The following is a 23,991-nucleotide window of genomic DNA, read 5'->3' as shown; positions in this document are numbered from 1 at the left end:
GATAGAATGATTTGTATCGTAAGCAGCACGAGTTTTCATTGAATCTTTGTTGCTCTATTGATATAATCAGTGCTAGTGTATATTGGCGAGACTATTAGGAGTTGAGAACATAGATGAACAAAGAAGAAAGAGCAAAAAGACAGTCCAAAATTCGTAATTTCTCTATTATTGCTCATATTGATCACGGAAAATCAACGTTAGCAGACCGTATTTTAGAGAAAACAAATGCGTTAACACAACGCGAAATGAAAGCTCAGTTGCTTGACTCTATGGATTTAGAGCGTGAGCGTGGTATTACAATCAAATTAAACGCAGTACAATTAAACTATAAAGCAAAAGATGGTGAAGAGTATATTCTTCATTTAATTGATACACCAGGACACGTCGACTTTACGTACGAAGTATCTCGTAGTTTAGCGGCTTGTGAAGGCGCGATTCTTGTAGTAGATGCAGCGCAAGGTATTGAAGCGCAAACGTTAGCGAACGTATACTTAGCGCTTGATAACAACTTAGAAATTTTACCAGTTATCAATAAAATCGACTTACCAAGTGCGGATCCAGAACGTGTACGTCAAGAGGTAGAAGATGTAATTGGTTTAGATGCATCAGAAGCGGTACTTGCTTCTGCGAAAGCTGGAATTGGTATTGAAGAAATTTTAGAACAAATTGTTGAAAAAGTACCAGCTCCGGCAGGTGATTCAGAAGAGCCGTTACAATGTATGATTTTTGACTCTTTATATGATCCGTACCGTGGTGTAATTGCTTATATCCGTGTTGTAAATGGAACGGTAAAAGTTGGCGATAAAGTACGTATGATGGCAACGGGTAAAGAATTTGAAGTAACAGAAGTAGGTGTATTTACACCGAAAACTACGCAACGTGACGAGTTAACAGTAGGTGATGTAGGTTTCTTAGCAGCATCTATTAAAAATGTAGGTGATACACGTGTAGGTGATACGATTACACATGCGAAACGTCCAGCTGCAGAGGCGTTACCAGGTTACCGTAAATTAAACCCGATGGTATTCTGTGGGCTGTATCCAATTGATTCTGCTCGTTATAACGATTTACGTGATGCGTTAGAAAAATTAGAGTTAAACGATTCTGCTCTTGAGTTTGAGCCAGAAACATCTCAAGCGTTAGGGTTTGGTTTCCGTTGTGGATTCTTAGGACTTCTTCACATGGAAATCATTCAAGAACGTATTGAACGTGAATTTAAGATTGACTTAATTACAACAGCGCCAAGCGTTATTTATAAGGTTTATTTAACAAACGGTGAAGATGTTATTGTTGATAATCCATCTAATATGCCAGACCCACAGTCTATCGATCGTGTAGAAGAGCCGTTTGTGAAGGCTTCAATTATGGTTCCGAATGACTATGTTGGAGCTGTAATGGAAATTTGCCAAGGTAAACGTGGAACGTTTATTGATATGCAATATTTAGATGAAACGCGTGTTACATTAACATATGAAATCCCGTTATCAGAAATCGTATATGACTTCTTCGATCAATTGAAATCAAATACGAAAGGGTATGCATCATTTGACTACGAGTTAATTGGTTATAAACCATCTAAACTTGTGAAAATGGATATTCTTTTAAATAATGAACAAGTGGATGCTTTATCATTTATCGTACACCGTGATTCAGCGTATGACCGTGGTAAAGTAATTGTAGAGAAATTAAAAGAATTAATTCCGAGACAACAGTTCGAAGTGCCAATTCAGGCGACTATCGGAAATAAAGTTGTAGCACGTTCTACAATTAAGGCGATGCGTAAAAACGTACTTGCAAAATGTTACGGCGGTGACATTTCTCGTAAGCGTAAACTTCTTGATAAGCAAAAAGAAGGTAAAAAACGTATGAAGTCTGTTGGTTCTGTAGAAGTGCCGCAAGAGGCATTCATGGCTGTACTGAAAATGGATGACAACTAATATTTGAAATAAAAAAGAAGTCGTTTGTGCGGCTTCTTTTTTCTGTATAATTACTTTTTAGACATCTGAGCAGCTCTCATTTACAATAATGAGAGAGCTTTTTAGTTCATATAGAGTTAGGAGATTGTTAATGTCCGAAAATATTCGAAAAGATATTCAAGATAAAATACAAAATGGCAATTTTAATTGTGAAAAGGAATTGACGCTTTCTATTATTAGTGGAAAGTGGAAAGTTGTGATACTGTGGCATCTTGGTGTGGAAGGGCCTCATCGTTTTAGTGAATTACAACGGTTATTCCCAAGCATTTCTCATAAAGTTTTGTCGAACCAATTAAAAGAGTTAATGGAAGATGGGATTGTTGATCGAACAGTATATCCCGAAATTCCTCCTCGTGTTGAGTATTATATGACGGAACTAGGCATGTCACTTTTACCGATCGTTGAAATGATGTATGATTGGGGAAAAATGCGAATGGAACAAATTCGTAATACGTTAGAGAAGTAGAGAATCCTCCGGAGTGCGGAGGTTTTCTTTTTAGAAAGGTAGGAGTTATATTTGGTACAAGCTGCATATATTCATATTCCGTTTTGTCAGCACATTTGTCACTATTGTGATTTTAATAAAGTGTTTATTGAACGCCAACCGGTTGATCAATATTTAGATTATTTAGAGAAGGAAATAATAAATACGGTTCAAAAAGTTCCGTTTGATAGTATGAAAACGATTTTTGTGGGCGGTGGAACTCCGACAGCGTTAAATATGGAACAGACAAAAAAATTACTCGAGATTATTAATCGTCATTTGCGTCCGTTTGCTCCGAATTGTGAATTGACATTTGAAGCGAATCCAGGAGATCTACCGAAAGAGAAGTTGAATGTACTACTAGAAGGTGGAGTGAATCGAATTAGTTTTGGTGTGCAAACGTTCCGTGATGAACTGCTTGAGAAAATCGGGCGCAAGCATACGAGGGAAGATGCATTCCTAGCGATTCGAGAAGCTCAGGAAGTAGGCTTTAAAAATATTAATGTAGATATTATTTATGCTTTGCCAGGACAAACGATAGAAGATGTGAAGGAAACATTAGATATTGCTTTTACGCTTGGTGTACAACATTTCTCGGCATATTCATTAATTGTGGAACCTAAAACAGTGTTTTATAACTTAATGAATAAAGGGAAATTGCGTCTTCCGGGTGAAGACCATGAAGCGAAAATGTATGAAATGGTAATGGATGAAATGGAGAAACACGGTTATAACCAGTATGAAATTAGTAATTTCTCAAAAGGTGACAATAAAAGTAGACATAATCTCACATACTGGAATAATGAAGAGTATTATGGCTTTGGAGCTGGAGCTCATAGTTATGTGAATGGGGAACGTATTCAAAATGTAGGTCCGCTGAAGCAATATTTTAATAAAATTGATGAAACAGGATTTCCGTATTTAAATGTTCACGTGGTGACGGAGAAAGAAAAGATGGAAGAAGAGTTGTTCTTAGGACTTCGAAAAACAAAAGGTGTATCTAAAATAGCGTTTCAAAAGAAATTTAATATGGAGATGGATCAAGTTTTCGCGAAGCAGTTACAAAACAACCAAGAACAAGGATTGCTTGAAGAGAGCGATGGAGGTGGATATGTACGTTTAACGCGAAAAGGAAAATTATTAGGGAATGAAGTATTCCAATCATTTTTAATTGACTAATTAAATGTTCCATTAACGTGAAAAAATTTCATTATTTCGTGACGTTTCCGTTGACAATTGAATGTCAATTTTGGTAAGTTATTAATAGATTTAGCACTCGAAGAGAAAGAGTGCTAACAGAGGTGATGATGAGATGCTTACGGAACGTCAGCTCTTAATTTTACAAACAATTATTGATGACTTTATTGGATCAGCGCAACCTGTTGGGTCTAGGACGTTGGCTAAGAAAGATGAAATTACGTTTAGTTCAGCTACTATTCGAAATGAAATGGCTGATTTAGAGGAGCTAGGATTTATTGAGAAAACGCATAGTTCTTCTGGACGTGTTCCTTCTGAGAAAGGATACCGATTTTATGTAGACCATCTTTTAGCGCCGCAAAACTTACCGAACGATGAAATTGTACAAATTAAAGATTTATTTGCTGAAAGAATTTTTGAAGCAGAAAAGATTGCACAGCAATCGGCTCAAATTTTATCAGAGCTTACAAATTATACGGCCATTGTTCTCGGACCGAAGTTAAGCACAAATAAACTTAAAAACGTACAAATTGTGCCGCTTGATCGTCAAACTGCAGTCGCTATTATTGTAACGGATACAGGGCATGTACAAAGCAAAACGATTACCGTTCCGGAATCTGTTGATTTATCAGATTTAGAAAAAATGGTTAATATTTTAAATGAAAAGCTATCAGGCGTACCAATGGCAGAACTGCATAACAAAATCTTTAAAGAGATTGTTACAGTTTTACGTGGGTATGTTCATAATTACGATAGTGCAATAAGAATGTTAGATGGTACATTTCAAGTTCCTTTATCGGAAAAGATATACTTTGGAGGAAAAGCAAATATGCTTTCGCAACCAGAGTTCCATGACATTCACAAAGTAAGGTCCTTATTGACGATGATCGATAATGAAGCCGAGTTTTATGACATTTTGCGTCATAAACAAGTAGGTATTCAAGTGAAAATTGGTAGGGAAAACTCTGCGACGGCTATGGAGGATTGCAGTTTAATTTCTGCAACATATTCGATTGGAGAAGAACAGCTTGGAACAATTGCTATTTTAGGTCCGACAAGAATGCAATACTCTCGGGTAATTAGTTTGTTACAGTTATTTACGAGACAATTTACAGATGGACTTAAAAAGTAAATGAGAGTAATACATTCGCTCAAGTGATGAAATTTTCATTGCTGTGTGTAATATATAATCTTAGGTAATCATGCTATACATGATACCTAATACCTTTTAAGGAGGTGAATATTGTGGAAGAGCGTAACGAACAAGTGGTAGAAGAAGTAAAAGAAGCGCAAGTTGAAGAAGCTGTCACGCCAGAAAACAGTGAAGAAACTGTAGAAGAAAAAAGTGAGGCTGCTCTTTTACAAGAAAAAGTAGATGAGTTACAAGCGAAACTAACGGAAACGGAAGGTCGCACATTACGTCTACAAGCTGATTTTGAAAATTATAAGCGCCGCGTCCAAATGGATAAACAGGCTGCTGAAAAATATAGAGCACAAAGTCTAGTTTCAGACATTTTGCCAGCTCTTGATAATTTTGAAAGAGCGATGCAAGTGGAAGCAACTGATGAGCAAACGAAATCCTTATTACAAGGTATGGAAATGGTGCATCGTCAATTGTTAGAAGCGTTGACTAAAGAAGGTGTGGAAGTGATTGGAGCTGTTGGTAAACAGTTTGATCCTAATGAACACCAAGCTATTATGCAAGTGGAAGACAGTGAATTTGAATCAAACGCGGTTGTGGAAGAATTCCAAAAAGGTTATAAACTAAAAGATCGTGTAATTCGCCCATCAATGGTAAAAGTAAATCAATAATTTACATAAAAGTAGGAGGATTAGCCATGAGTAAAATTATCGGTATTGACTTAGGTACAACAAACTCTTGTGTAGCTGTTATGGAAGGTGGAGAACCAAAGGTTATCCCAAATCCAGAAGGAAACCGTACAACACCTTCTGTTGTAGCTTTCAAAAATGAAGAACGTCAAGTTGGGGAAGTTGCAAAGCGTCAAGCAATTACAAACCCAAATACAATCATGTCTGTTAAACGTCATATGGGTACAGACTACAAAGTAGAAGTTGAAGGTAAAGATTACACACCTCAAGAAATTTCTGCAATCATTTTACAAAACTTAAAAGCTTCTGCTGAAGCATACTTAGGTGAAACAGTAACGAAAGCTGTTATTACAGTACCTGCATACTTCAACGATGCAGAGCGTCAAGCAACGAAAGATGCTGGTCGTATCGCTGGTTTAGAAGTTGAGCGTATCATTAACGAGCCAACAGCAGCAGCACTTGCTTACGGTTTAGAAAAACAAGATGAAGAACAAAAAATCTTAGTGTATGACTTAGGTGGCGGTACATTTGACGTATCTATCCTTGAGTTAGCAGACGGCACATTCGAAGTTATTTCAACTGCTGGTGACAACCGTCTTGGTGGCGATGACTTTGACCAAGTTATCATCGATCACTTAGTAGCTGAGTTCAAAAAAGAAAATAACATTGATTTAAGCCAAGATAAAATGGCGCTTCAACGCTTGAAAGATGCAGCTGAAAAAGCGAAAAAAGATCTTTCTGGTGTAACACAAACTCAAATTTCATTACCATTCATTAGTGCTGGAGCTGCTGGTCCATTACACTTAGAATTAACGTTAACAAGAGCGAAATTCGAAGAGCTTTCAGCAGGTCTTGTTGAAAGAACATTAGAGCCAACTCGTCGTGCATTAAAAGACGCTGGTTTTGCTCCAAGCGAATTAGATAAAGTTATTCTTGTTGGTGGATCTACTCGTATCCCAGCTGTACAAGAAGCTATTAAACGTGAAACTGGTAAAGAGCCATATAAAGGTGTAAACCCTGATGAAGTTGTAGCATTAGGTGCTGCAGTTCAAGGTGGCGTACTTACTGGTGATGTAGAAGGCGTTCTATTATTAGACGTAACTCCACTTTCTTTAGGTATTGAAACTATGGGTGGCGTGTTCACGAAATTAATCGAGCGTAACACTACAATTCCAACAAGTAAGTCACAAGTATTCTCGACAGCTGCTGATAATCAACCAGCAGTAGACATTCACGTATTACAAGGTGAGCGTCCAATGTCAGCTGACAACAAAACGTTAGGTCGTTTCCAATTAACTGACCTTCCACCAGCACCACGTGGTATTCCGCAAATCGAAGTAACATTCGATATTGATGCGAACGGTATCGTTAACGTACGTGCGAAAGACTTAGGAACAAGCAAAGAGCAAGCTATTACAATCCAATCTTCTTCAGGTCTTTCTGATGAAGAAGTAGAACGTATGGTACAAGAAGCGGAAGCAAATGCTGACGCTGACCAAAAACGTAAGGAAGAAGTTGAACTTCGTAACGAAGCTGACCAACTTGTATTCCAAACAGACAAAGTTGTAAAAGATTTAGAAGGTAAAGTAGATGCAGCTGAAGTTGCAAAAGCAACAGAAGCGAAAGAAGCATTACAAGCTGCAATTGAGAAAAACGAGCTTGAAGAAATTCGTGCGAAAAAAGATGCTTTACAAGAAATCGTACAACAATTAACTGTTAAATTATACGAGCAAGCTCAAGCAGCTGCTGGCCAAGCGGAAGGTGCGCAAGGTGCACAAGACGCTGGCGCAAAGAAAGACAATGTAGTTGACGCTGAGTTTGAAGAAGTAAAAGAAGACAAGTAATTCAACTGTAAACATAATAAGTAAGATGACAAAAAGTCAAAGTCAAGCGTGCCTTGACTTTGGCTTTTTTCACGAATGAGAAGCGATGTGTGAGGATCTTAAGTTTTTCGCTTTGCATACTGTAAGTGAGGAAACTTTGTTGCAAAGCACTTTCTTTCGGTGTTAAAATTACGTTTATGTGAAAGATTCGGGGGTTGTAAATTTATGAGTAAACGAGACTATTATGAGGTCCTTGGACTTAGCAAGGGCGCTTCAACAGATGAAATTAAAAAAGCGTATCGTCGTTTGGCTAAAAAATACCATCCAGACGTAAGCAAAGAAGAAAATGCAATTGAAAAGTTTAAAGAAGTACAAGAAGCATACGAAGTGTTAAGTGATGATCAAAAGCGTGCACAGTACGATCAATTTGGTCATGCTGGTGCAAATCAAGGATTCGGTGGATTTGGCGGCGGAGGAGACTTCGGTTTTGAAGATATATTTAGTTCTTTCTTTGGCGGTGGCGGCGGTAGACGTCGTGATCCAAATGCTCCGCGCCAAGGTGCTGACTTACAATATCAAGTCACTTTAGATTTTGAAGAAGCTATTTTTGGTAAGGAATTAAATGTAGAAATTCCAGTAGAAGATCCATGTGATACTTGTAAAGGTAGTGGAGCAAAACCAGGAACTTCAAAAGAAACATGTAAACATTGTTCAGGATCAGGTCAAGTGAGTGTAGAACAAAATACACCGTTTGGTCGTATTGTGAACCGTCAAGCTTGTGGTCATTGTTCAGGAACTGGGCAAATGATTAAAGAAAAATGTACGACATGTCACGGTTCAGGTAAAGTTCGTAAACGTAAAAAAATCAATGTTAAAATTCCAGCAGGTATCGATAATGGTCAACAAATTCGTGTGTCTGGAAAAGGTGAAGCTGGCGTAAACGGTGGACCAGCAGGAGACTTATATGTTGTCGTTCATGTAAGAAATCATGAATTCTTCGAGCGTGAAGGAGATCATATTATTTGTGAAATGCCATTAACATTTGCACAAATGGCACTTGGTGATGAAGTAGAAGTTCCTACTGTTCATGGTAAAGTGAAGCTGAAAATTCCAGCAGGAACACAAACAGGAACAGAATTCCGCCTAAAAGGAAAAGGTGCTCCGAACGTACGTGGATACGGTCAAGGAGATCAATATGTAGTCGTTCGCGTTGTTGTACCGACGAAATTAACTTCACAGCAAAAAGATTTATTACGTGAATTTGCAGGACAAGAAGAGCAGGATGATAGTTTATTCGGAAAGCTTAAACGTGCTTTCAAAGGGGAATAATGGAAATAAAAAATGGAGTTGGTAAATTGTGAAATGGTCAGAAATTAGTATTCATACAACAGAAGAAGCAGTAGAAGCTGTCTCTCATATTTTACATGAAGCTGGTGCTAGCGGAGTTGCAATTGAGGATCCAGCGGAGTTAACGAAAGAGCGCGAGCAACAATATGGTGAAATTTATGCATTGAACCCAGATGAATATCCGGCGGAAGGTGTATTAATAAAAGCGTATTTCCCGCAAACGGATTCTTTACATGAAACGATTGCAGGTGTAAAATCATCTATTGATGTGCTTCCATCTTACGACATCGAAATTGGTACTGGAAATATTACCGTTAACGAAGTCAATGAAGAAGATTGGGCTACTGCTTGGAAAAAATATTACCATCCAGTACAAATTTCTGATACATTCACAATCGTACCGACTTGGGAAGAATATACACCATCTTCTCCTGATGAAAAAATCATTGAATTAGACCCGGGTATGGCATTTGGTACAGGAACTCATCCAACAACAACGATGTGTATCCGTGCTTTAGAAAAAACAGTACAGCCAGGTGACACTATTATTGATGTAGGAACAGGTTCTGGTGTACTTAGTATTGCGGCTGCAAAATTAGGTGCGTCTTCTGTTCAAGCATATGATTTAGATCCGGTTGCGGTTGAAAGTGCAGAAATGAATGTACGTTTAAATAAAACAGATGATATCGTGTCTGTTGGACAAAATAGTCTTTTAGAAGGTATTGAAGGTCCTGTTGATTTAATCGTAGCTAACTTATTAGCAGAGATTATTCTATTATTCCCTGAAGATGCAGCAAGAGTTGTGAAGTCAGGTGGATTATTTATTACATCGGGCATTATTGCTGCGAAGGAAAAAGTAATTTCTGAGGCGTTAGAACAAGCTGGATTTACAATTGAAGAAGTGTTACGAATGGAAGATTGGGTAGCAATTATTGCACGAAATGCGTAATATAGATTTTAGTCTATAATGAAAAGTGGAGTCTCTCACTATAAGGTGAGGGACTTGCCGTTTGTTATATGAAAAATGATAACGTTTCGTTCTTTTCGTAAGTGTTGACTTACGAAAGGAACGAAACTCTACTAAGGTGATTATATGCAACGTTATTTTGTAGAAGAGAAATATGTAAATGAGACAAGTATTCGCATTGTAGGTGATGACGTACATCATATCGCAAGAGTGATGCGTATGTCAGCTGGTGATCATATTTATTGCTGTGTAAACGGAAAAACAGCAGTATGTTCAATTGATGAAATTACCAGTGAATTTATTAATACGGCTATTGTAGAATGGGTAGAGGCGTCAAGTGAACTTCCTGTTTTCGTGACGATTGCAAGTGGACTGCCAAAAGGAGACAAGCTAGAGTTAATTTTTCAAAAAGGAACTGAGCTTGGGGCAGCTGCATTCTTACCATTTCAAGCATCTCGCTCTATCGTAAAATGGGATGCGAAAAAAGCTGATAAAAAAGTTGAGCGTTTAAGAAAAATTGTGAAAGAAGCTGCGGAACAATCACATAGAAGTGAAATTCCAGAAGTACATGCTCCGGCATCATTTAAGCAATTGCTTTCAATGAGTGGTGAGTATGATGTTTGTCTTGTTGCTTACGAAGAGGAAGCAAAACAAGGCGAGAAATCTAATTTTGCGAAAGCTTTAACGACAATGAAACCAGATCAAAAGCTATTGATTGTATTTGGCCCAGAAGGCGGTTTAGCTGAGGAAGAGATTACAGCGCTTCGTGAACATAAATTTGTACCATGTAGTTTAGGACCAAGAATTTTAAGAACAGAAACGGCGCCGTTATACGCGTTAAGTGCTGCTTCGTATCATTTTGAATTGATGGGGTGATGATCAATGTCAACTGTTGCGTTCCATACGTTAGGTTGTAAAGTAAACCATTATGAAACAGAAGCCATTTGGCAATTGTTTAAACAAGGTGGTTATGAAAGAACAGAATATGAAAAGAAAGCTGATGTATATGTTATTAACACATGTACAGTAACGAATACTGGGGACAAAAAAAGCCGTCAAGTAATTAGACGTGCTGTGCGTCAAAATCCAGATGCAGTTATTTGCGTAACGGGATGTTATGCACAAACATCTCCAGCTGAAATTATGGCGATTCCAGGTGTAGATATTGTAGTTGGTACACAGGATCGTGAAAAGATGTTAGGTTACATCGAAGAATTCCGTAAAGAGCGTCAACCAATTAATGCTGTCCGTAATATTATGAAAACACGTGTGTACGAAGAACTTGATGTACCTTATTTCACGGATCGTACACGTGCGTCTTTAAAAATACAAGAGGGTTGCAATAACTTCTGTACATTCTGTATCATTCCTTGGGCGCGTGGTTTAATGCGTTCTCGTGATGGAAAAGAAGTTATTAAACAAGCACAACAATTAGTGGATGCAGGCTATAAAGAAATCGTATTAACGGGTATTCATACAGGTGGATACGGCGAAGACATAAAAGATTATAACTTAGCTGGATTACTTCGTGATATGGAAGCGGAAGTAGGCGGATTAAAACGTCTTCGTATTTCTTCTATTGAAGCGAGTCAAATTTCAGATGAAGTAATTGAAGTGTTAGATAAATCTGAAGTAGTTGTACGCCACTTGCATATTCCGTTGCAATCTGGTTCTAATACTGTATTAAAACGTATGCGTCGTAAATATACGATGGAGTTCTTCCAAGAGCGTTTAGATCGTTTGAAAGAAGCGTTACCAGGCCTTGCGATTACATCTGACGTAATCGTTGGTTTCCCAGGTGAAACAGAAGAAGAATTCATGGAAACATACAATTTTATTAAAGAGAACCGCTTCTCTGAATTGCATGTGTTCCCTTACTCAAAACGTACAGGAACACCTGCAGCACGCATGGAAGATCAAGTTCCTGAAGATGTGAAGAACGATCGTGTTCATCGTTTAATTGAGCTATCTAATCAATTAGCGAAAGAGTACGCATCAGCGTTTGAAGGTGAAGTGCTTGAAATCATTCCGGAAGAGCAATTTAAAGAGGGCGACCGTGAAGGGTTATATGTAGGTTATACAGATAACTACTTGAAAATTGTATTTGAAGGATCAGAAGAATTAATTGGTAAGCTAGTGAAAGTAAAAATTACGAAATCTGGTTATCCATATAACGAAGCGCAATTTGTTCGTGTTCTTGAAGATGATGTGAAAAAAGAATCAGCAAGCGCATAAAAAGAGCGTGCAACCGGAAACGGTTTGCATGCTTTCTTTATTTGAAGCGGTTAAGTACTAGAAGGTGGGAAGGCGTTTCGTGCATCCCTGTATGAAAAAAGATGAAACGATAAAAATATAGTTGTCTTCATCAGTGAAGGATACTAGCTATTTGCTTAACTTTTGAAAAGGAAATGCTTCTATTCTTCTTTTATTCTGCCAAATAGTTGACCTGAAGTGATAAAATGTATTATAATCGTAAAAGACATGCTGAAGAAGTGTTTCTTTTTGCATGCTGAAGTTAGTATGTAAGTGTGATGTTTCGGAGGGAGGGAAAGAGAATGTCAAAAACAGTCGTTCGTAAAAACGAGTCTTTGGAGGATGCACTTCGCCGTTTTAAAAGATCGGTTTCTAAAACTGGTACACTTGCTGAAGCAAGAAAGCGCGAGTTTTATGAAAAACCAAGTGTAAAACGTAAGAAGAAATCTGAAGCGGCAAGAAAGCGTAAATTCTAAGAGAGGGTGTAAGTTATGAGTCTTCTCGGTCGTTTAAACGATGATATGAAACAAGCGATGAAGAATAAACAAAAAGAAAAATTAACCGTTATTCGTATGGTTAAGGCTGCTTTACAAAATGAAGGTATTAAACTGCAACATACTCTTACTGAAGAAGAGGAAGTAACAGTTTTAGCTCGTGAAGTAAAACAGTATAAGGACTCCCTCCTTGAATTTAAAAAAGCTGGTCGTGAAGACCTTGTTAATAAACTGCAAAGTGAAATTCAGATTTTAAGCGCATATTTGCCAGAGCAATTAACTGAAGAAGAACTAGTTGATGTAATCAAGCAAGTTATTTCTGAAGTTGGTGCGACTTCTAAAGCAGATATGGGTAAGGTGATGACTGCTGTTATGCCGAAAGTAAAAGGTAAAACAGACGGATCGCTTGTGAATAAGTTGGTTATCCAGCTATTAGCATAAAAAAACGTCTCATTTCGTATGAGACGTTTTTTTATTGTTCTTATTAAGGAGAAACGCTATATTACTTAAAAACGTTTCTGTAAGTGATAGAAACGCCTCTGGTATGTAAAAAAGGTAACAGCCTTAGTTGTAATTAATCCCACCGTAAAAAAAGCTTTTTCGTTTTCTTAATTTCTGTGACTAACTCCTCAATGCTTTCTGTTCCTTGTTCCACTATATCTGGACAAAATTCATACATTTCTTGCGCGAAAGATTGCATTTCTTCGTCTGTAGGTAACACGCTAAAAATGGCATCAACCCAGTCATGATCTGCACCGATCATGATAAAAGGATAGCGGTCATTCCATTTTCTTAGTTTAAAAATAACATCTATATTGCTAACTTCGTAATTAACACCATTTGTTTGTTGGATTGTAAGGATATCAAATTGGCCATTTCCTTGTATAATTGCAATTCTACACTTACTCTTACTTCCTTGACTAAAACTTCTTTCGCAAATAAAAGCTAAGTATCCAAGCTTCTGAACCTCAGATTGAAGTTTTATAACTTGCTGTTCAGCATAATCCTCAAAGGTAACGAAAGAGACTCCAGCTATTTTAGATTTTGAATCAGTTACATAAAAGGGTTGGATGCTGCTGTCAGTAACTTGTTTTATAACATTCAAAATTTCTTGACTAAATCCAATTTCCTTTCGTATTTCCTCGCTTATTAATTCATTTTTTTGTTTTTTAATGAATCCTAATATTTTTTTGAAATTCATATAACAACCACCTATAAAATATTCTTACTTACAATGCGAAATTTAGAGTGGAGCAATTTCCTTTTTCGGATTTTATCTCATTTGTCTAATGAATGACAACTACTTATTCTATGGTCATTATGTCAAGCCCAGAACAAATTGTAACAGGGTTTTTTTAGTATCCAACTGCTCGCTAGGCTCAATTTCTTCATGCAACTTGTACTGATATCCCTTAGGGGTGCATATTCTTGTATTAATACTTCTATTAATAAGGATCACATCCTCTGATCCATCATTGTCCCGATAAATATGATTTCATATAGCGACTGTTTTATTAACATGATATGAACTCTTACAGAATATAGTTATGTTAGTGAAGTCGTTATAACACGATAGGCACTTGTGAAGAAATACATATATGGGATGAGAGGGGGGTCTTTCGAGATGAAGAAATTAGAACAAATGAAAAATTGGTTAACAAAACAAGTAGACCTACCAGTGGATGTATTAATGGATCTACCTCGGATTACTCTTGTTGGGCAAATACATATTTATATAGAAAATCATCGGGGACTATTAGTGTTTTCAGATAAAGAAGTGCGATTGCTTTTAAAACACGGTCAATTACTAATTAAAGGACAATCCTTTGTTATTAAAACGATTCTTCCAGAAGAGCTTTTGCTCGAAGGGATAATTGAGCAAGTAACATTTTTAGAAAATGAAAAAAAAGGTGATTGAAGTGAAACTTCCATTTGTGAAGTTTTTCTTCTTTATCCTGTAAAAGTTTCGTTGATAGAGATCGATTACAGTTTTACTTTGTTTCATTTTAGTACGAGCTATTTTAATGCTTCAAATAAAAAGTAGTATATCTACTTTTAGAAAGGTAGTGAAGGTGGTAAATGAAAAATAAATGGTTTATAAAGTGGCTTGGATATGTAAAAGTGCGAATTGAAGGTAGAGGAGCGGAACGGTTTGTTAATGAATGTGTACGGAGGAATTTATTAGTTTGGGATGTTAAGAAGATAGCTGATGAAACGTTAGTTTTTTGTATGTTGTTACGCGATGTGAAAAAAATAAAACCAATTTATAGAAAAAATGAATGTAAATTATATTTTATTGGACGGTATGGTTTTCCTTTTTGGAATAAGCGTTTAATTAAAAACAGTGGATTTTTAATTGGGTTTTTAATTTTCTTTTTTGGCGTGATTGTAATGTCCAATATGGTTTGGAAAATTGAAATTACAGGAGCAAAACCTGAAACAGAATATATATTGATGAAAGAATTGGATAAAATGGGTATTAAAAAAGGAAAACTACAGTTTCAAATGCCGAATGTAGAAGATGTACAACGCCATTTGACAGATAATATTAATGCCATTACTTGGGCGGGATTAGAAGTAAGAGGAACGACGTATCATTTTAAAATTGTTGAAAAAAACGAACCGAAAAAAGAAAAGGAACAAAGGCCGCAAAATTTAGTAGCAAAAAAAGAAGCGATTATTACAAAAACGTTTGTAGAAGTTGGAAAGCCGGTTGTACTGAAAAATGATCATGTGGAAAAAGGGCAGATTCTCGTATCAGGAATATATGGTAATGAGGAAAGTCCGACGATTGTTTCAGCGAAAGGTATTGTGTATGGCGAAACGTGGTATACATCTAAGGTGGATGTCCCGTTAAAGACGCAATTCCAAGTGTATACTGGCAATGTATACAATGAACATTTTCTTAAATTTGGGGATACGAAAATAAAAATATGGGGATTTCAACATGATAAGTATAAACGCTCTCGTACTGAAAGTGTAAAGCATGATGTGAAATTATTTGGTTTTACACTGCCGATTGCATATGAAAAAGATGTTGTGAGAGAAGAGGAAGAAGCGAACCGAGAATATACAGAAAAGCAAGCGCTGAAAGTAGCGAAAGAGATGGCCGAAAAAGAACTAAAGAAAAAATTGGATGAACATGCTATGATTGTAAGTGATAAGATTTTGAGCAAAGAGGTTGAGGCGGATCAACTAAAAGTCACATTACATTATACTGTGATTGAAAATATTGCAGAGCCACAACCAATATCCGAATCCGATATTCAAGGAGACTGAGTAATGGCAGAACAATTAGTAGAAATGAACCAACAATTGGAAAATACTAACGAAGCAATCGCTCTTTTTGGAGTCAATGATGCGCATTTAAAAGTAATTGAACGAGAACTGAATGTATCGATCGTAACTAGAGGAGAAACTGTTCATGTATCTGGGGCAGTTGAAACGGTGACACTCGTAGAAAAAATCTTACAGCAATTACTTGTTGTAATTCGTAAAAGTATATCAATTTCAGAGAGAGATGTTGCGTATGCAATTCAGCTCGCACAACAAGGGAAAGTTGCTCAATTTGAAGAGTTATATGAAGAAGAAATTTTCAAGACTGCAAAAGGCAAATCCATTCGTGTAAAAACAATGGGGCAAAGACGATATATTCATGCAATGAAGAAGAATGATATTGTCTTTGGGATAGGGCCTGCAGGAACTGGAAAAACATACTTAGCTGTAGTAATGGCTGTGAGAGCTTTAAAACAAGGATATGTAAAGAAAATCATTCTAACAAGACCTGCTGTAGAAGCTGGAGAAAATTTAGGTTTTTTACCAGGGGATTTGAAAGAGAAGGTAGATCCATACTTACGCCCATTATATGATGCCTTACATGATATTCTTGGACAAGAATATACGCAGCGTATGATGGAGCGAGGAGTAATTGAAATCGCGCCGCTTGCTTATATGAGGGGGCGTACGCTTGATGATTCATTTGTTATTTTAGATGAGGCTCAAAATACAACGGGTGCTCAAATAAAAATGTTTTTAACAAGATTAGGTTTTAGTTCTAAAATGGTTATTACAGGGGACCCTTCACAAGTAGACTTGCCAAAAGGGGTAAAATCAGGGCTATCTATAGCTGCTAATATTTTATCTGGTGTATCAGGTCTGTCATTTATTACATTAGAACAAACGGACGTTGTCAGACATCCATTGGTGCAACGTATTATTGAGGCATATGATAAAATGGAATGATCCTATTTGTCAGGATCATTTCTTTTTGTATGATAAGGTTGGCGAACGTCATATTTTTTACTATCATGAAAGATAAGGAAAATAAACTATAGGTACTGGTGTATAAAATGTTACCCCAAAGTATCGTTGGGTAGAAGAAATGAAAGCTATAAATAGTTTCACTTTATTTCTGGAGAGGAGAAGGTATTGAAATCATGTCAAGATCTCAAGAAATTTCTAAGTGGTTTCGTAATTTACAACATTCGAAAAAACTAAGTTGGATTTCTTACGTTGTATTAGGAGCAGTGCTGTTTTTTGCGCTTATGAATAATGTAAAACCAGAGCAATTAGATGTTAACATGTATTCTATTGCGAAAAAGACAATCCATTCTCCTATAAAAATTGAAGATAAAGTTACAACGGATAAAAAGAAAAAAGAAGCCACTACAAAAGTTGAAGATCAATATACATATAAAAGTGAGTATAAACAAAATAAAGTTGATATTGTGAATGACGTCTTTGCTAAAGTGGATGAAGTGGTGCAAGAGATTAAAGCTGTTGGACCGGATGATCAAAAAAAGATGACTGATGCTGAGAAAGTGGACAAGTTAAAAAAGAAACTACCGGCTGACTTAACGAAAGAATTATCTGATTCAAACTTACTAAATTTGATTAATGCAGATTCGAGCCAATTAGTATTAGCGAAGGATGCTGCGGTCACAGCGATTAATAGTATCATGACTGAGCACATTAAAATGGACGAATTGAAAGATGCGAAAGAACGATATGTAAGTGAGATGAATAGTGTTAATGTTGATAATGGTTTAAAAGAGTCAATTAAGGCGCTAGGAAGATATGCAATTTCAGCGAATTATTTTTATGACCCGATCTTAACGAAAGAGAAGAGAAAAGCAGAGGAGGATTTAGTTCCACCTGTTTATATTCTTCAAGGACAAGTTCTTGTTAGAGAAGGTGAAACAATTTCAAGTGATGTGTATAATCAGTTGAAATTAGTTGGCTTGTTAGAAAAAGGGAACGGTTTTCAACCTTATGTTGGATTAGCGGTACTCATTGGTGTGTTACTATACTTTATGCATAAACAATTTGAATTATTTTTAAAGAGAAAAAGAGAAGATAGACCGTATGTTTTAGCGTATATTACAATTTTGTCTATCACAATCGTTTTAATGAAAATCATTAGTTTGTTTCAAAAACTTGAATATGCAGGGATTGCATATGTTGTCCCGGTTGCGATGGGAACAATACTTGTGAAATTAATGATTGGTGATCGATTTGTCTTTTTAACGAGTATGATTTTTTCTGTATGCGGAAGTATTATGTTTAATGAAGGAGTAACGAGTACATTAAATTATAGTGTAGGGATTTACGTATTGTTAAGTTCATTATCGGTTAGTATTTTCTTGAGAGAAAAAAATCGTCGTACAATGATTTTACAAGCTGGTATACTCGTTTCTGTATTAAATGTAGTTGTATTGGCGGCGCTCTTATTATTACGTAATGGGAATTTTTCGCCTCTTGAAATTGGTACGCAATTATTAATGGCTTCACTTTCAGGGATTATATCATCCGTTTTGGCTATGGGGATTTTACCATATTTAGAAAGTGGACTTGGAATCGTATCAAGTATGAAGCTTATGGAACTATCAAGTCCAAATCATCCGCTTTTACGCAGAATTTTGTTAGAAGCGCCAGGGACATATCATCATAGTGTAATGGTAGCGAATCTTTCTGAAGCTGCTTGCGAAGCAGTCGGGGCAAATGGTGTATTAGCGCGTGTAGGGGCATATTATCATGATGTAGGAAAAACAGTACAACCACAATTCTTTATTGAAAACCAAATGGGGATTGAAAACCCGCATGATAAATTAGATCCTGTAACGAGTAAAGATATTATAATTGCTCACGTAACGGATGGAGTAAGAATGCTTGAAGAATATCATATTCCACAAGAAATTATTGATATCGCTGGGCAACATCACGGTACAACGTTACTGAAATATTTTTATTATAAAGCGATTAAAGAAGATAAAGAAAAATATACAGAAGAGATGTTCCGTTATCCGGGCTCAAAAGCAACTTCGAAAGAATCGGCAATTGTTGGTATTGCTGATAGTGTAGAAGCTGCGGTACGTTCTATGAATCACCCAACGCCAGAACAAATTAATAATTTAGTGCAAAGTATTATTAAAGATCGATTGCAAGACGGTCAATTTAGTGAATGTGATTTGACGTTTAAGGAACTACAAATCGTTGGGAAAACGTTGTGTGAAACGTTAAATGGTATTTTCCATTCGCGTATTACATATCCGGAACTTCCGGAAGAAAAGGAGAAAGAATGAGTTTGTTAATTGATTTTATTGATGAAACAGAAGAAGTAAAAGAAGAGTATATGAGTTTAATTCGTGAAGTGTTAGAAAAAGCAGCTCAAATGGAAAATATCGAGGGTGGTGCGGAGGTATCGGTGACATTTGTAGATAATGAGCGCATTAGAGAAATTAATCGTGATTACCGAGATAAAGATCAACCTACAGATGTAATATCCTTTGCTATGGAAGAGATGGGAGAAGGAGAAATGGAGATTGTTGGTGCAGAGATGCCGCGCATGTTAGGTGATCTTATTATCTCTATTCCAAGGGCGAAAGAGCAAGCTGAAGAGTACGGACATTCTTTCGATCGTGAACTTGGATTTTTGGCGTTACATGGCTTTTTACATTTACTTGGTTATGATCACATGACAGAAGAAGATGAAAAAGAAATGTTCGGAAGACAAAAAGAAATTTTAGAAGCTTTTGGATTAGGACGATGAAAAAAGGAAAACTTATAGATAGTTTTGGATATGCTATAGCTGGTATGTTCTTTTGTCTTCGTCATGAACGAAATATGAAAATTCATTATTTAGCCGCAGTCATTGTTATATGCTGCGGCTTTTATTTCCATATTACGAAAATAGAGTGGATGATATTACTTATTGTAATAGGGAGTGTAATGAGTTTAGAAATGGTAAATACGGCTGTAGAAAAAACGGTAGATTTAGCGACTGCCGATATTCATCCGTTTGCAAAAATTGCAAAGGATGTTGCAGCAGGAGCGGTTTTATTGTTTGCAATTATAGCTGTTATAATTGGTGCTATTATCTTTTTACCGTATATGGTATAGTTGCATTCCGAAGCTTTTATTAAGCTTTGGAAGTGCCGTAAGGGCCTTTAATGAGAGAGTGTATCTCTTCATAGCTGTGAACAGGAAGGATGCGGGAATATGAATAGTAAACAATTAATTCTAGAAGCAATCGAAGCGCGTAAACAAGCGTACGTACCATATTCTAAATTTCAAGTAGGTGCAGCATTATTAACGCGCGATGGAAAAGTATATCGTGGATGTAATGTTGAGAATGCATCATATGGCTTATGTAATTGTGCTGAAAGAACAGCTTTATTTAAGGCGGTTTCTGAAGGAGATAAAGAATTTGTAGCCATTGCGGTTGTAGCAGATACAAAGCGCCCAGTACCTCCTTGTGGAGCATGTCGACAAGTTATGGTAGAATTATGTAAACAGGATACGAAAGTATACTTATCAAATTTACATGGTGACGTTCAAGAGACGACAGTCGGAGAATTGTTACCAGGAGCATTTTTAGCGGAGGATTTACATGAATAGAAAAGGTTATAAATCAGGTTTTGTCTCTATTATTGGCAGACCGAATGTTGGAAAATCTACATTTTTAAACCGTATTATCGGCCAGAAAATTGCTATTATGAGTGATAAGCCACAAACGACTCGTAATAAAATTCAAGGTGTATATACAGAAAATGATTCACAAGTTATTTTCATTGATACACCAGGAATACATAAACCTAAACATAAATTAGGCGACTTCATGGTAAAGATGGCTCAAACGACATTGAAAGAAGTTGATATTGTTCTGTTTATGGTCAATGCAGTTGAAGGATTTGGTCGTGGTGAGGAATTCATCATTGAGAAATTAAAAGAAACGAAACAACCAGTATTTTTAGTAATTAATAAAATTGACCAACTTCATCCAGAGCAATTACTAGAGTTAATTGATCAATATCGTAAACTACATGAGTTTGCAGAGATTGTACCAATTTCTGCGTTAGACGGTAATAATGTGGACGCTTTAATTGGAACAATTAAAAAGTATTTACCAGAAGGACCACAATACTATCCAGATAATCAAGTAACGGATCATCCGGAGAGATTTATTATTGCAGAGCTTATTCGTGAGAAAGTACTACATTTAACACGTGAAGAAGTGCCACATTCTGTGGCTGTTGTTATCGATGCGATTCAAAAGCGTGAGGGCGGTGCAGTTTATATAAATGCAACGATTGTTGTTGAACGTGCATCACAAAAAGGAATCATCATCGGAAAACAAGGGAAAATGTTAAAAGAAGTTGGTAAGCGAGCTCGTTTTGATATTGAAGCGCTACTTGGTTCTAAAGTATTTTTAGAAGTATGGGTAAAAGTGCAAAAAGATTGGCGTAATAAAATGTCTCAGCTTCGTGACCTAGGTTTCCGCGAGGATGAGTACTAAAATAGAGTCAAGCTATAATCAGTGGATGGTTGGTTCATCCACTGATTATTGGTTTTTATGAACTTTGATAAATTAGGAAAAATTTTTCTCACATGAAAATGGACAAAATGGGTCAATTTAATAACAACAAAGGAAATTGGTTTATAGGCTACGCTTATTGAGAAAGGTGGATTCTTATGCTAGATTTTACCTGGAAGTTTTTCTCCAAAACAGGAAGCATTGAAACGTACTTGCTTTTGAAAGAAATGGAAAAAGACGTAAACGATGAGATGGATCAACATGAAGAGGAGCTAGCGCATCTAGACTCTCCAATTTCTTGACCCGTTTTGTTCAAACCTTGGATGGTGACGAACATGTTTCAAAAAGTTGAGGGCATCGTTATCCGTACGACAGATTACGGAGAAACGAACAAGATTGTTACAATATTCTCAAGAGAACTTGGTAAGGTAAGTGCAATGGCAAGAGGGGCAAAAAAACCGAAAAGCCGATTAGCATCTGTGTCGCAATTAATGACACATGGCCAGTTTCTTATTCAAATGGGATCTGGGCTTGGAACATTGCAACAAGGCGAGATTATTTCAACTATGAAAGAAATTCGCGAGGATATATTTTTAACTGCTTATGCATCATTTATTGTTGAGTTAACTGATAAAGCAACAGAAGATAAAAAACATAATCCGTATTTATTTGAAATGTTATATCAAACGTTGCATTATATGTGTGAGGGTGTTGATCCAGAAGTATTATCATTAATTTATCAAACGAAAATGCTTCCGGTATTAGGGATGCGCCCGTACTTTGATACATGTGCGATTTGTCATCAAGAAACAGACTTTGTCGCCTTCTCCGTCAGGGAAGGCGGTTTTCTGTGCTCACGTCATGCAGAGCAAGACCCATATCGTATACCGGTAGGAGAAGCTGTTCATAAATTATTACGTCTTTTCTTCCATTTCGATTTACATAGGCTCGGAAATGTATCGGTAAAGGATAGCACAAAAAAACAAATGCGTTTAGTATTGAATACATATTATGATGAATATTGCGGAATTTATTTGAAATCAAGACGTTTTTTAGAACAACTTGATAAGTTTCAAATATAATTTTGGGCCGTATACGGTCCTTTTTACATACTTTCTTTTTCGAATAGCATATTTAGTATATAATATTTAAGAGATAGTATAACTTTTTTCGTTGTGCATTAAAGGTGGTGATTATCATAGAGCTGAATAAACGACAAGAACATATCATTCAGATTGTAAAAGATCACGGTCCTATTACAGGGGAATCAATTGCAGCGCAATTGGGTCTAACACGTGCGACGCTAAGACCAGACTTAGCAATTTTAACGATGGCTGGTTATTTAGAAGCACGTCCACGCGTAGGTTATTTTTATACGGGTAAAACTGGGGGGCAGCTATTATCTGAAGCTGTTAAGAAAATTAAAGTACAAGATTATCAATCTAGACCGGTTGTAATTGATAAAAATGTTTCCGTATACGATGCAATTTGTACGATGTTTTTAGAGGACGTTGGTACATTGTTCGTTGTAGATCAGATGACTCTATTAGTTGGTGTTGTGTCTCGTAAAGATTTATTAAGAGCGAGCTTAGGAAAGCAGGATTTAACCTCTCTTCCGGTTAATATTATCATGACAAGGATGCCAAACATTGCAATGTGTCGTAGAGAGGATTCTTTATATGATATTGCGATGGAATTAATAGAAAGACAGATTGATGCAATGCCAGTTGTAAAAGATACGAAACAAGGTTTAGAAGTGATTGGGCGAATTACAAAAACAAATATTACACGTGCGTTTGTAAATTTAGTAAATAACGAATAAGTGTAATTTGTTTAAAGTGAGGTAATGTAATGGATAATAAAATCGTATATGTCGTATCTGACTCTGTAGGGGAAACGGCTGATTTGGTTGTTCGAGCAGCAATGGGGCAATTCCCGTTTGCTCCTGATATTAGACGTGTACCGTATGTAGAAGATACAGGGACATTAAAAGAAGTGATTTCGATTGCTAAGAGTAATCAAGCACTTATATGTTTTACGTTAGTTAAGCCTGATATGCGCCAGTATTTAGTAACAGAGGCTGCAAGAGAAGGGGTAGAGGCATACGATATTATCGGCCCTCTTATTGATCAAATTGAAGAAATTACGGGGCAAGTGCCGAGGTATGAGCCAGGTGTTGTCCGTAGGTTAGATGAAGAATACTTTAAAAAAATTGAAGCGATTGAGTTTGCTGTGAAGTATGATGACGGCAGAGATGCACGAGGTATTTTAAAAGCAGATATCGTGTTGATTGGTGTTTCGCGTACATCAAAAACACCACTTTCTCAATATTTAGCTCATAACAAACGCTTGAAAGTTGCGAATGTACCACTCGTACCAGAAGTTGACCCACCTGAAGAACTATATCAAGTGGCAAAAGAAAAATGTTTCGGTTTGAAAATTACACCAGATAAGTTAAATCATATTCGAAAAGAACGATTAAAATCACTTGGATTAAGTGATGGAGCAACATATGCAAATATTAATCGTATTCAAGAAGAAATTGATCACTTTGAGGAAGTAATTAGTAAAATAAATTGCCAAGTAATCGATGTATCGAATAAAGCGATTGAAGAAACAGCAAATATTATTGTGAATGCAGTGCAAAACCAAAAAATGTTTTAGCACATTTACCAAAGGTGAATGTGCTTTTTTCGCTCGTGTGAAATATGATACCTATAGATTTTGTAATAGATTGTAGTGTAATGGTTATACTTATACTCCTTTGTCTTTTAGTATATTCAAGGTGTAAGTTTGTCATCCTGAAAT

Annotated in this window: 25 protein-coding genes; 24 read left to right on the top strand and 1 reads right to left on the bottom strand. The window is 36.5% G+C overall.

Annotation, left to right across the window (positions count from 1 at the left end; genetic code table 11):
• Positions 1-113 precede the first annotated feature (113 nt).
• The 12 genes from lepA to MHI26_RS22190 all read left to right on the top strand — a co-directional run bounded on the left by lepA (position 114) and on the right by MHI26_RS22190 (position 12,812).
• Positions 114-1,937, top strand: a complete 1,824-nt coding sequence (gene lepA, locus MHI26_RS22245; protein WP_001030948.1) for an elongation factor 4 — start codon at positions 114-116, stop codon at positions 1,935-1,937.
• Between the two features lie 130 nt (positions 1,938-2,067).
• Positions 2,068-2,442 (top strand): winged helix-turn-helix transcriptional regulator, encoded by a 375-nt coding sequence (locus MHI26_RS22240; RefSeq protein WP_001293539.1) that lies wholly within the window; start codon positions 2,068-2,070, stop codon positions 2,440-2,442.
• Positions 2,443-2,493: 51 nt separating this feature from the next.
• Positions 2,494-3,639, top strand: coding sequence for a radical SAM family heme chaperone HemW (hemW, locus tag MHI26_RS22235; RefSeq protein WP_061666284.1), 1,146 nt, complete (start codon positions 2,494-2,496; stop codon positions 3,637-3,639).
• Positions 3,640-3,772: 133 nt separating this feature from the next.
• Positions 3,773-4,789: a heat-inducible transcriptional repressor HrcA gene (gene hrcA, locus MHI26_RS22230; protein WP_000954948.1), complete on the top strand. Its 1,017-nt coding sequence runs from the start codon at positions 3,773-3,775 to the stop codon at positions 4,787-4,789.
• Positions 4,790-4,902: 113 nt separating this feature from the next.
• Positions 4,903-5,469, top strand: coding sequence for a nucleotide exchange factor GrpE (gene grpE, locus MHI26_RS22225; RefSeq protein WP_000392712.1), 567 nt, complete (start codon positions 4,903-4,905; stop codon positions 5,467-5,469).
• Between the two features lie 26 nt (positions 5,470-5,495).
• Positions 5,496-7,331: a chaperone protein DnaK gene (dnaK, locus tag MHI26_RS22220; RefSeq protein ID WP_000034700.1), complete on the top strand. Its 1,836-nt coding sequence runs from the start codon at positions 5,496-5,498 to the stop codon at positions 7,329-7,331.
• Positions 7,332-7,535: 204 nt separating this feature from the next.
• On the top strand, positions 7,536-8,639 hold the full coding sequence (gene dnaJ / locus MHI26_RS22215) for a chaperone protein DnaJ (protein ID WP_061666285.1): 1,104 nt from the start codon (positions 7,536-7,538) through the stop codon (positions 8,637-8,639).
• A gap of 28 nt (positions 8,640-8,667) precedes the next feature.
• Positions 8,668-9,606, top strand: coding sequence for a 50S ribosomal protein L11 methyltransferase (gene prmA / locus MHI26_RS22210; RefSeq protein ID WP_000872103.1), 939 nt, complete (start codon positions 8,668-8,670; stop codon positions 9,604-9,606).
• Positions 9,607-9,750: 144 nt separating this feature from the next.
• Positions 9,751-10,500, top strand: a complete 750-nt coding sequence (locus tag MHI26_RS22205; protein WP_001190158.1) for a 16S rRNA (uracil(1498)-N(3))-methyltransferase — start codon at positions 9,751-9,753, stop codon at positions 10,498-10,500.
• A 6-nt stretch (positions 10,501-10,506) separates the two neighbouring features.
• Entirely contained in the window at positions 10,507-11,859 is a 1,353-nt protein-coding gene (gene mtaB, locus MHI26_RS22200) for a tRNA (N(6)-L-threonylcarbamoyladenosine(37)-C(2))-methylthiotransferase MtaB (protein WP_000108681.1), read from the top strand.
• Positions 11,860-12,179: 320 nt separating this feature from the next.
• The gene (gene rpsU, locus MHI26_RS22195; protein WP_000048061.1) at positions 12,180-12,353 is read left to right on the top strand and encodes a 30S ribosomal protein S21; all 174 of its coding nucleotides are present in this window, start codon (positions 12,180-12,182) and stop codon (positions 12,351-12,353) included.
• Positions 12,354-12,368: 15 nt separating this feature from the next.
• Positions 12,369-12,812, top strand: a complete 444-nt coding sequence (locus MHI26_RS22190; protein WP_000054582.1) for a GatB/YqeY domain-containing protein — start codon at positions 12,369-12,371, stop codon at positions 12,810-12,812.
• A 133-nt stretch (positions 12,813-12,945) separates the two neighbouring features.
• Here the strand turns inward: MHI26_RS22190 and MHI26_RS22185 are convergent, their stop codons facing one another.
• The gene (locus MHI26_RS22185; protein ID WP_001009614.1) at positions 12,946-13,572 is read right to left on the bottom strand and encodes a DUF4253 domain-containing protein; all 627 of its coding nucleotides are present in this window, start codon (positions 13,570-13,572) and stop codon (positions 12,946-12,948) included.
• A 423-nt stretch (positions 13,573-13,995) separates the two neighbouring features.
• On the opposite strand from MHI26_RS22185, the gene yqfC reads away from it, so the two are divergent.
• The 12 genes from yqfC to MHI26_RS22125 all read left to right on the top strand — a co-directional run bounded on the left by yqfC (position 13,996) and on the right by MHI26_RS22125 (position 23,847).
• Entirely contained in the window at positions 13,996-14,289 is a 294-nt protein-coding gene (yqfC, locus tag MHI26_RS22180) for a sporulation protein YqfC (RefSeq protein ID WP_000732269.1), read from the top strand.
• Between the two features lie 161 nt (positions 14,290-14,450).
• Positions 14,451-15,650 carry a sporulation protein YqfD gene (gene yqfD / locus MHI26_RS22175; protein WP_061666286.1) on the top strand — a complete coding sequence of 400 codons (1,200 nt, stop codon included), beginning with the start codon at positions 14,451-14,453 and terminating at the stop codon, positions 15,648-15,650.
• Positions 15,651-15,653: 3 nt separating this feature from the next.
• Positions 15,654-16,613 carry a PhoH family protein gene (locus MHI26_RS22170; RefSeq protein WP_000840522.1) on the top strand — a complete coding sequence of 320 codons (960 nt, stop codon included), beginning with the start codon at positions 15,654-15,656 and terminating at the stop codon, positions 16,611-16,613.
• Between the two features lie 194 nt (positions 16,614-16,807).
• Complete coding sequence (locus MHI26_RS22165; protein WP_000091517.1) at positions 16,808-18,952, top strand: HD family phosphohydrolase; 2,145 nt, start codon at positions 16,808-16,810, stop codon at positions 18,950-18,952.
• Positions 18,949-19,419 (top strand): rRNA maturation RNase YbeY, encoded by a 471-nt coding sequence (gene ybeY / locus MHI26_RS22160; RefSeq protein WP_000054686.1) that lies wholly within the window; start codon positions 18,949-18,951, stop codon positions 19,417-19,419. Before MHI26_RS22165 ends, ybeY begins: the two co-directional genes overlap by 4 nt.
• Positions 19,416-19,769: a diacylglycerol kinase family protein gene (locus MHI26_RS22155; RefSeq protein ID WP_000715475.1), complete on the top strand. Its 354-nt coding sequence runs from the start codon at positions 19,416-19,418 to the stop codon at positions 19,767-19,769. The genes ybeY and MHI26_RS22155 overlap by 4 nt, the downstream gene beginning before the upstream one ends.
• Before the next feature lie 99 nt (positions 19,770-19,868).
• A complete protein-coding gene (locus MHI26_RS22150; RefSeq protein WP_001086281.1) occupies positions 19,869-20,267 on the top strand; it encodes a cytidine deaminase in 399 nt (132 codons plus the stop codon).
• On the top strand, positions 20,260-21,165 hold the full coding sequence (gene era, locus MHI26_RS22145) for a GTPase Era (protein ID WP_001080237.1): 906 nt from the start codon (positions 20,260-20,262) through the stop codon (positions 21,163-21,165). Before MHI26_RS22150 ends, era begins: the two co-directional genes overlap by 8 nt.
• A 176-nt stretch (positions 21,166-21,341) precedes the next feature.
• Positions 21,342-21,485, top strand: a complete 144-nt coding sequence (locus MHI26_RS22140) for a YqzL family protein (protein WP_000883924.1) — start codon at positions 21,342-21,344, stop codon at positions 21,483-21,485.
• A gap of 33 nt (positions 21,486-21,518) precedes the next feature.
• A complete protein-coding gene (gene recO / locus MHI26_RS22135) occupies positions 21,519-22,265 on the top strand; it encodes a DNA repair protein RecO (RefSeq protein ID WP_000487013.1) in 747 nt (248 codons plus the stop codon).
• Between the two features lie 107 nt (positions 22,266-22,372).
• On the top strand, positions 22,373-23,005 hold the full coding sequence (locus MHI26_RS22130; protein ID WP_000583756.1) for a helix-turn-helix transcriptional regulator: 633 nt from the start codon (positions 22,373-22,375) through the stop codon (positions 23,003-23,005).
• Positions 23,006-23,034: 29 nt separating this feature from the next.
• Positions 23,035-23,847: a pyruvate, water dikinase regulatory protein gene (locus MHI26_RS22125; protein ID WP_000368949.1), complete on the top strand. Its 813-nt coding sequence runs from the start codon at positions 23,035-23,037 to the stop codon at positions 23,845-23,847.
• Positions 23,848-23,991 lie beyond the last annotated feature (144 nt).

It is taken from the genome of Bacillus sp. FSL K6-1218, from assembly GCF_038006445.1.
GTDB lineage: Bacteria > Bacillota > Bacilli > Bacillales > Bacillaceae_G > Bacillus_A > Bacillus_A thuringiensis_S.
The sequence above is the reverse complement of the archived record's forward strand: the minus strand, read 5'-3'. Positions and strand labels throughout refer to the sequence as shown.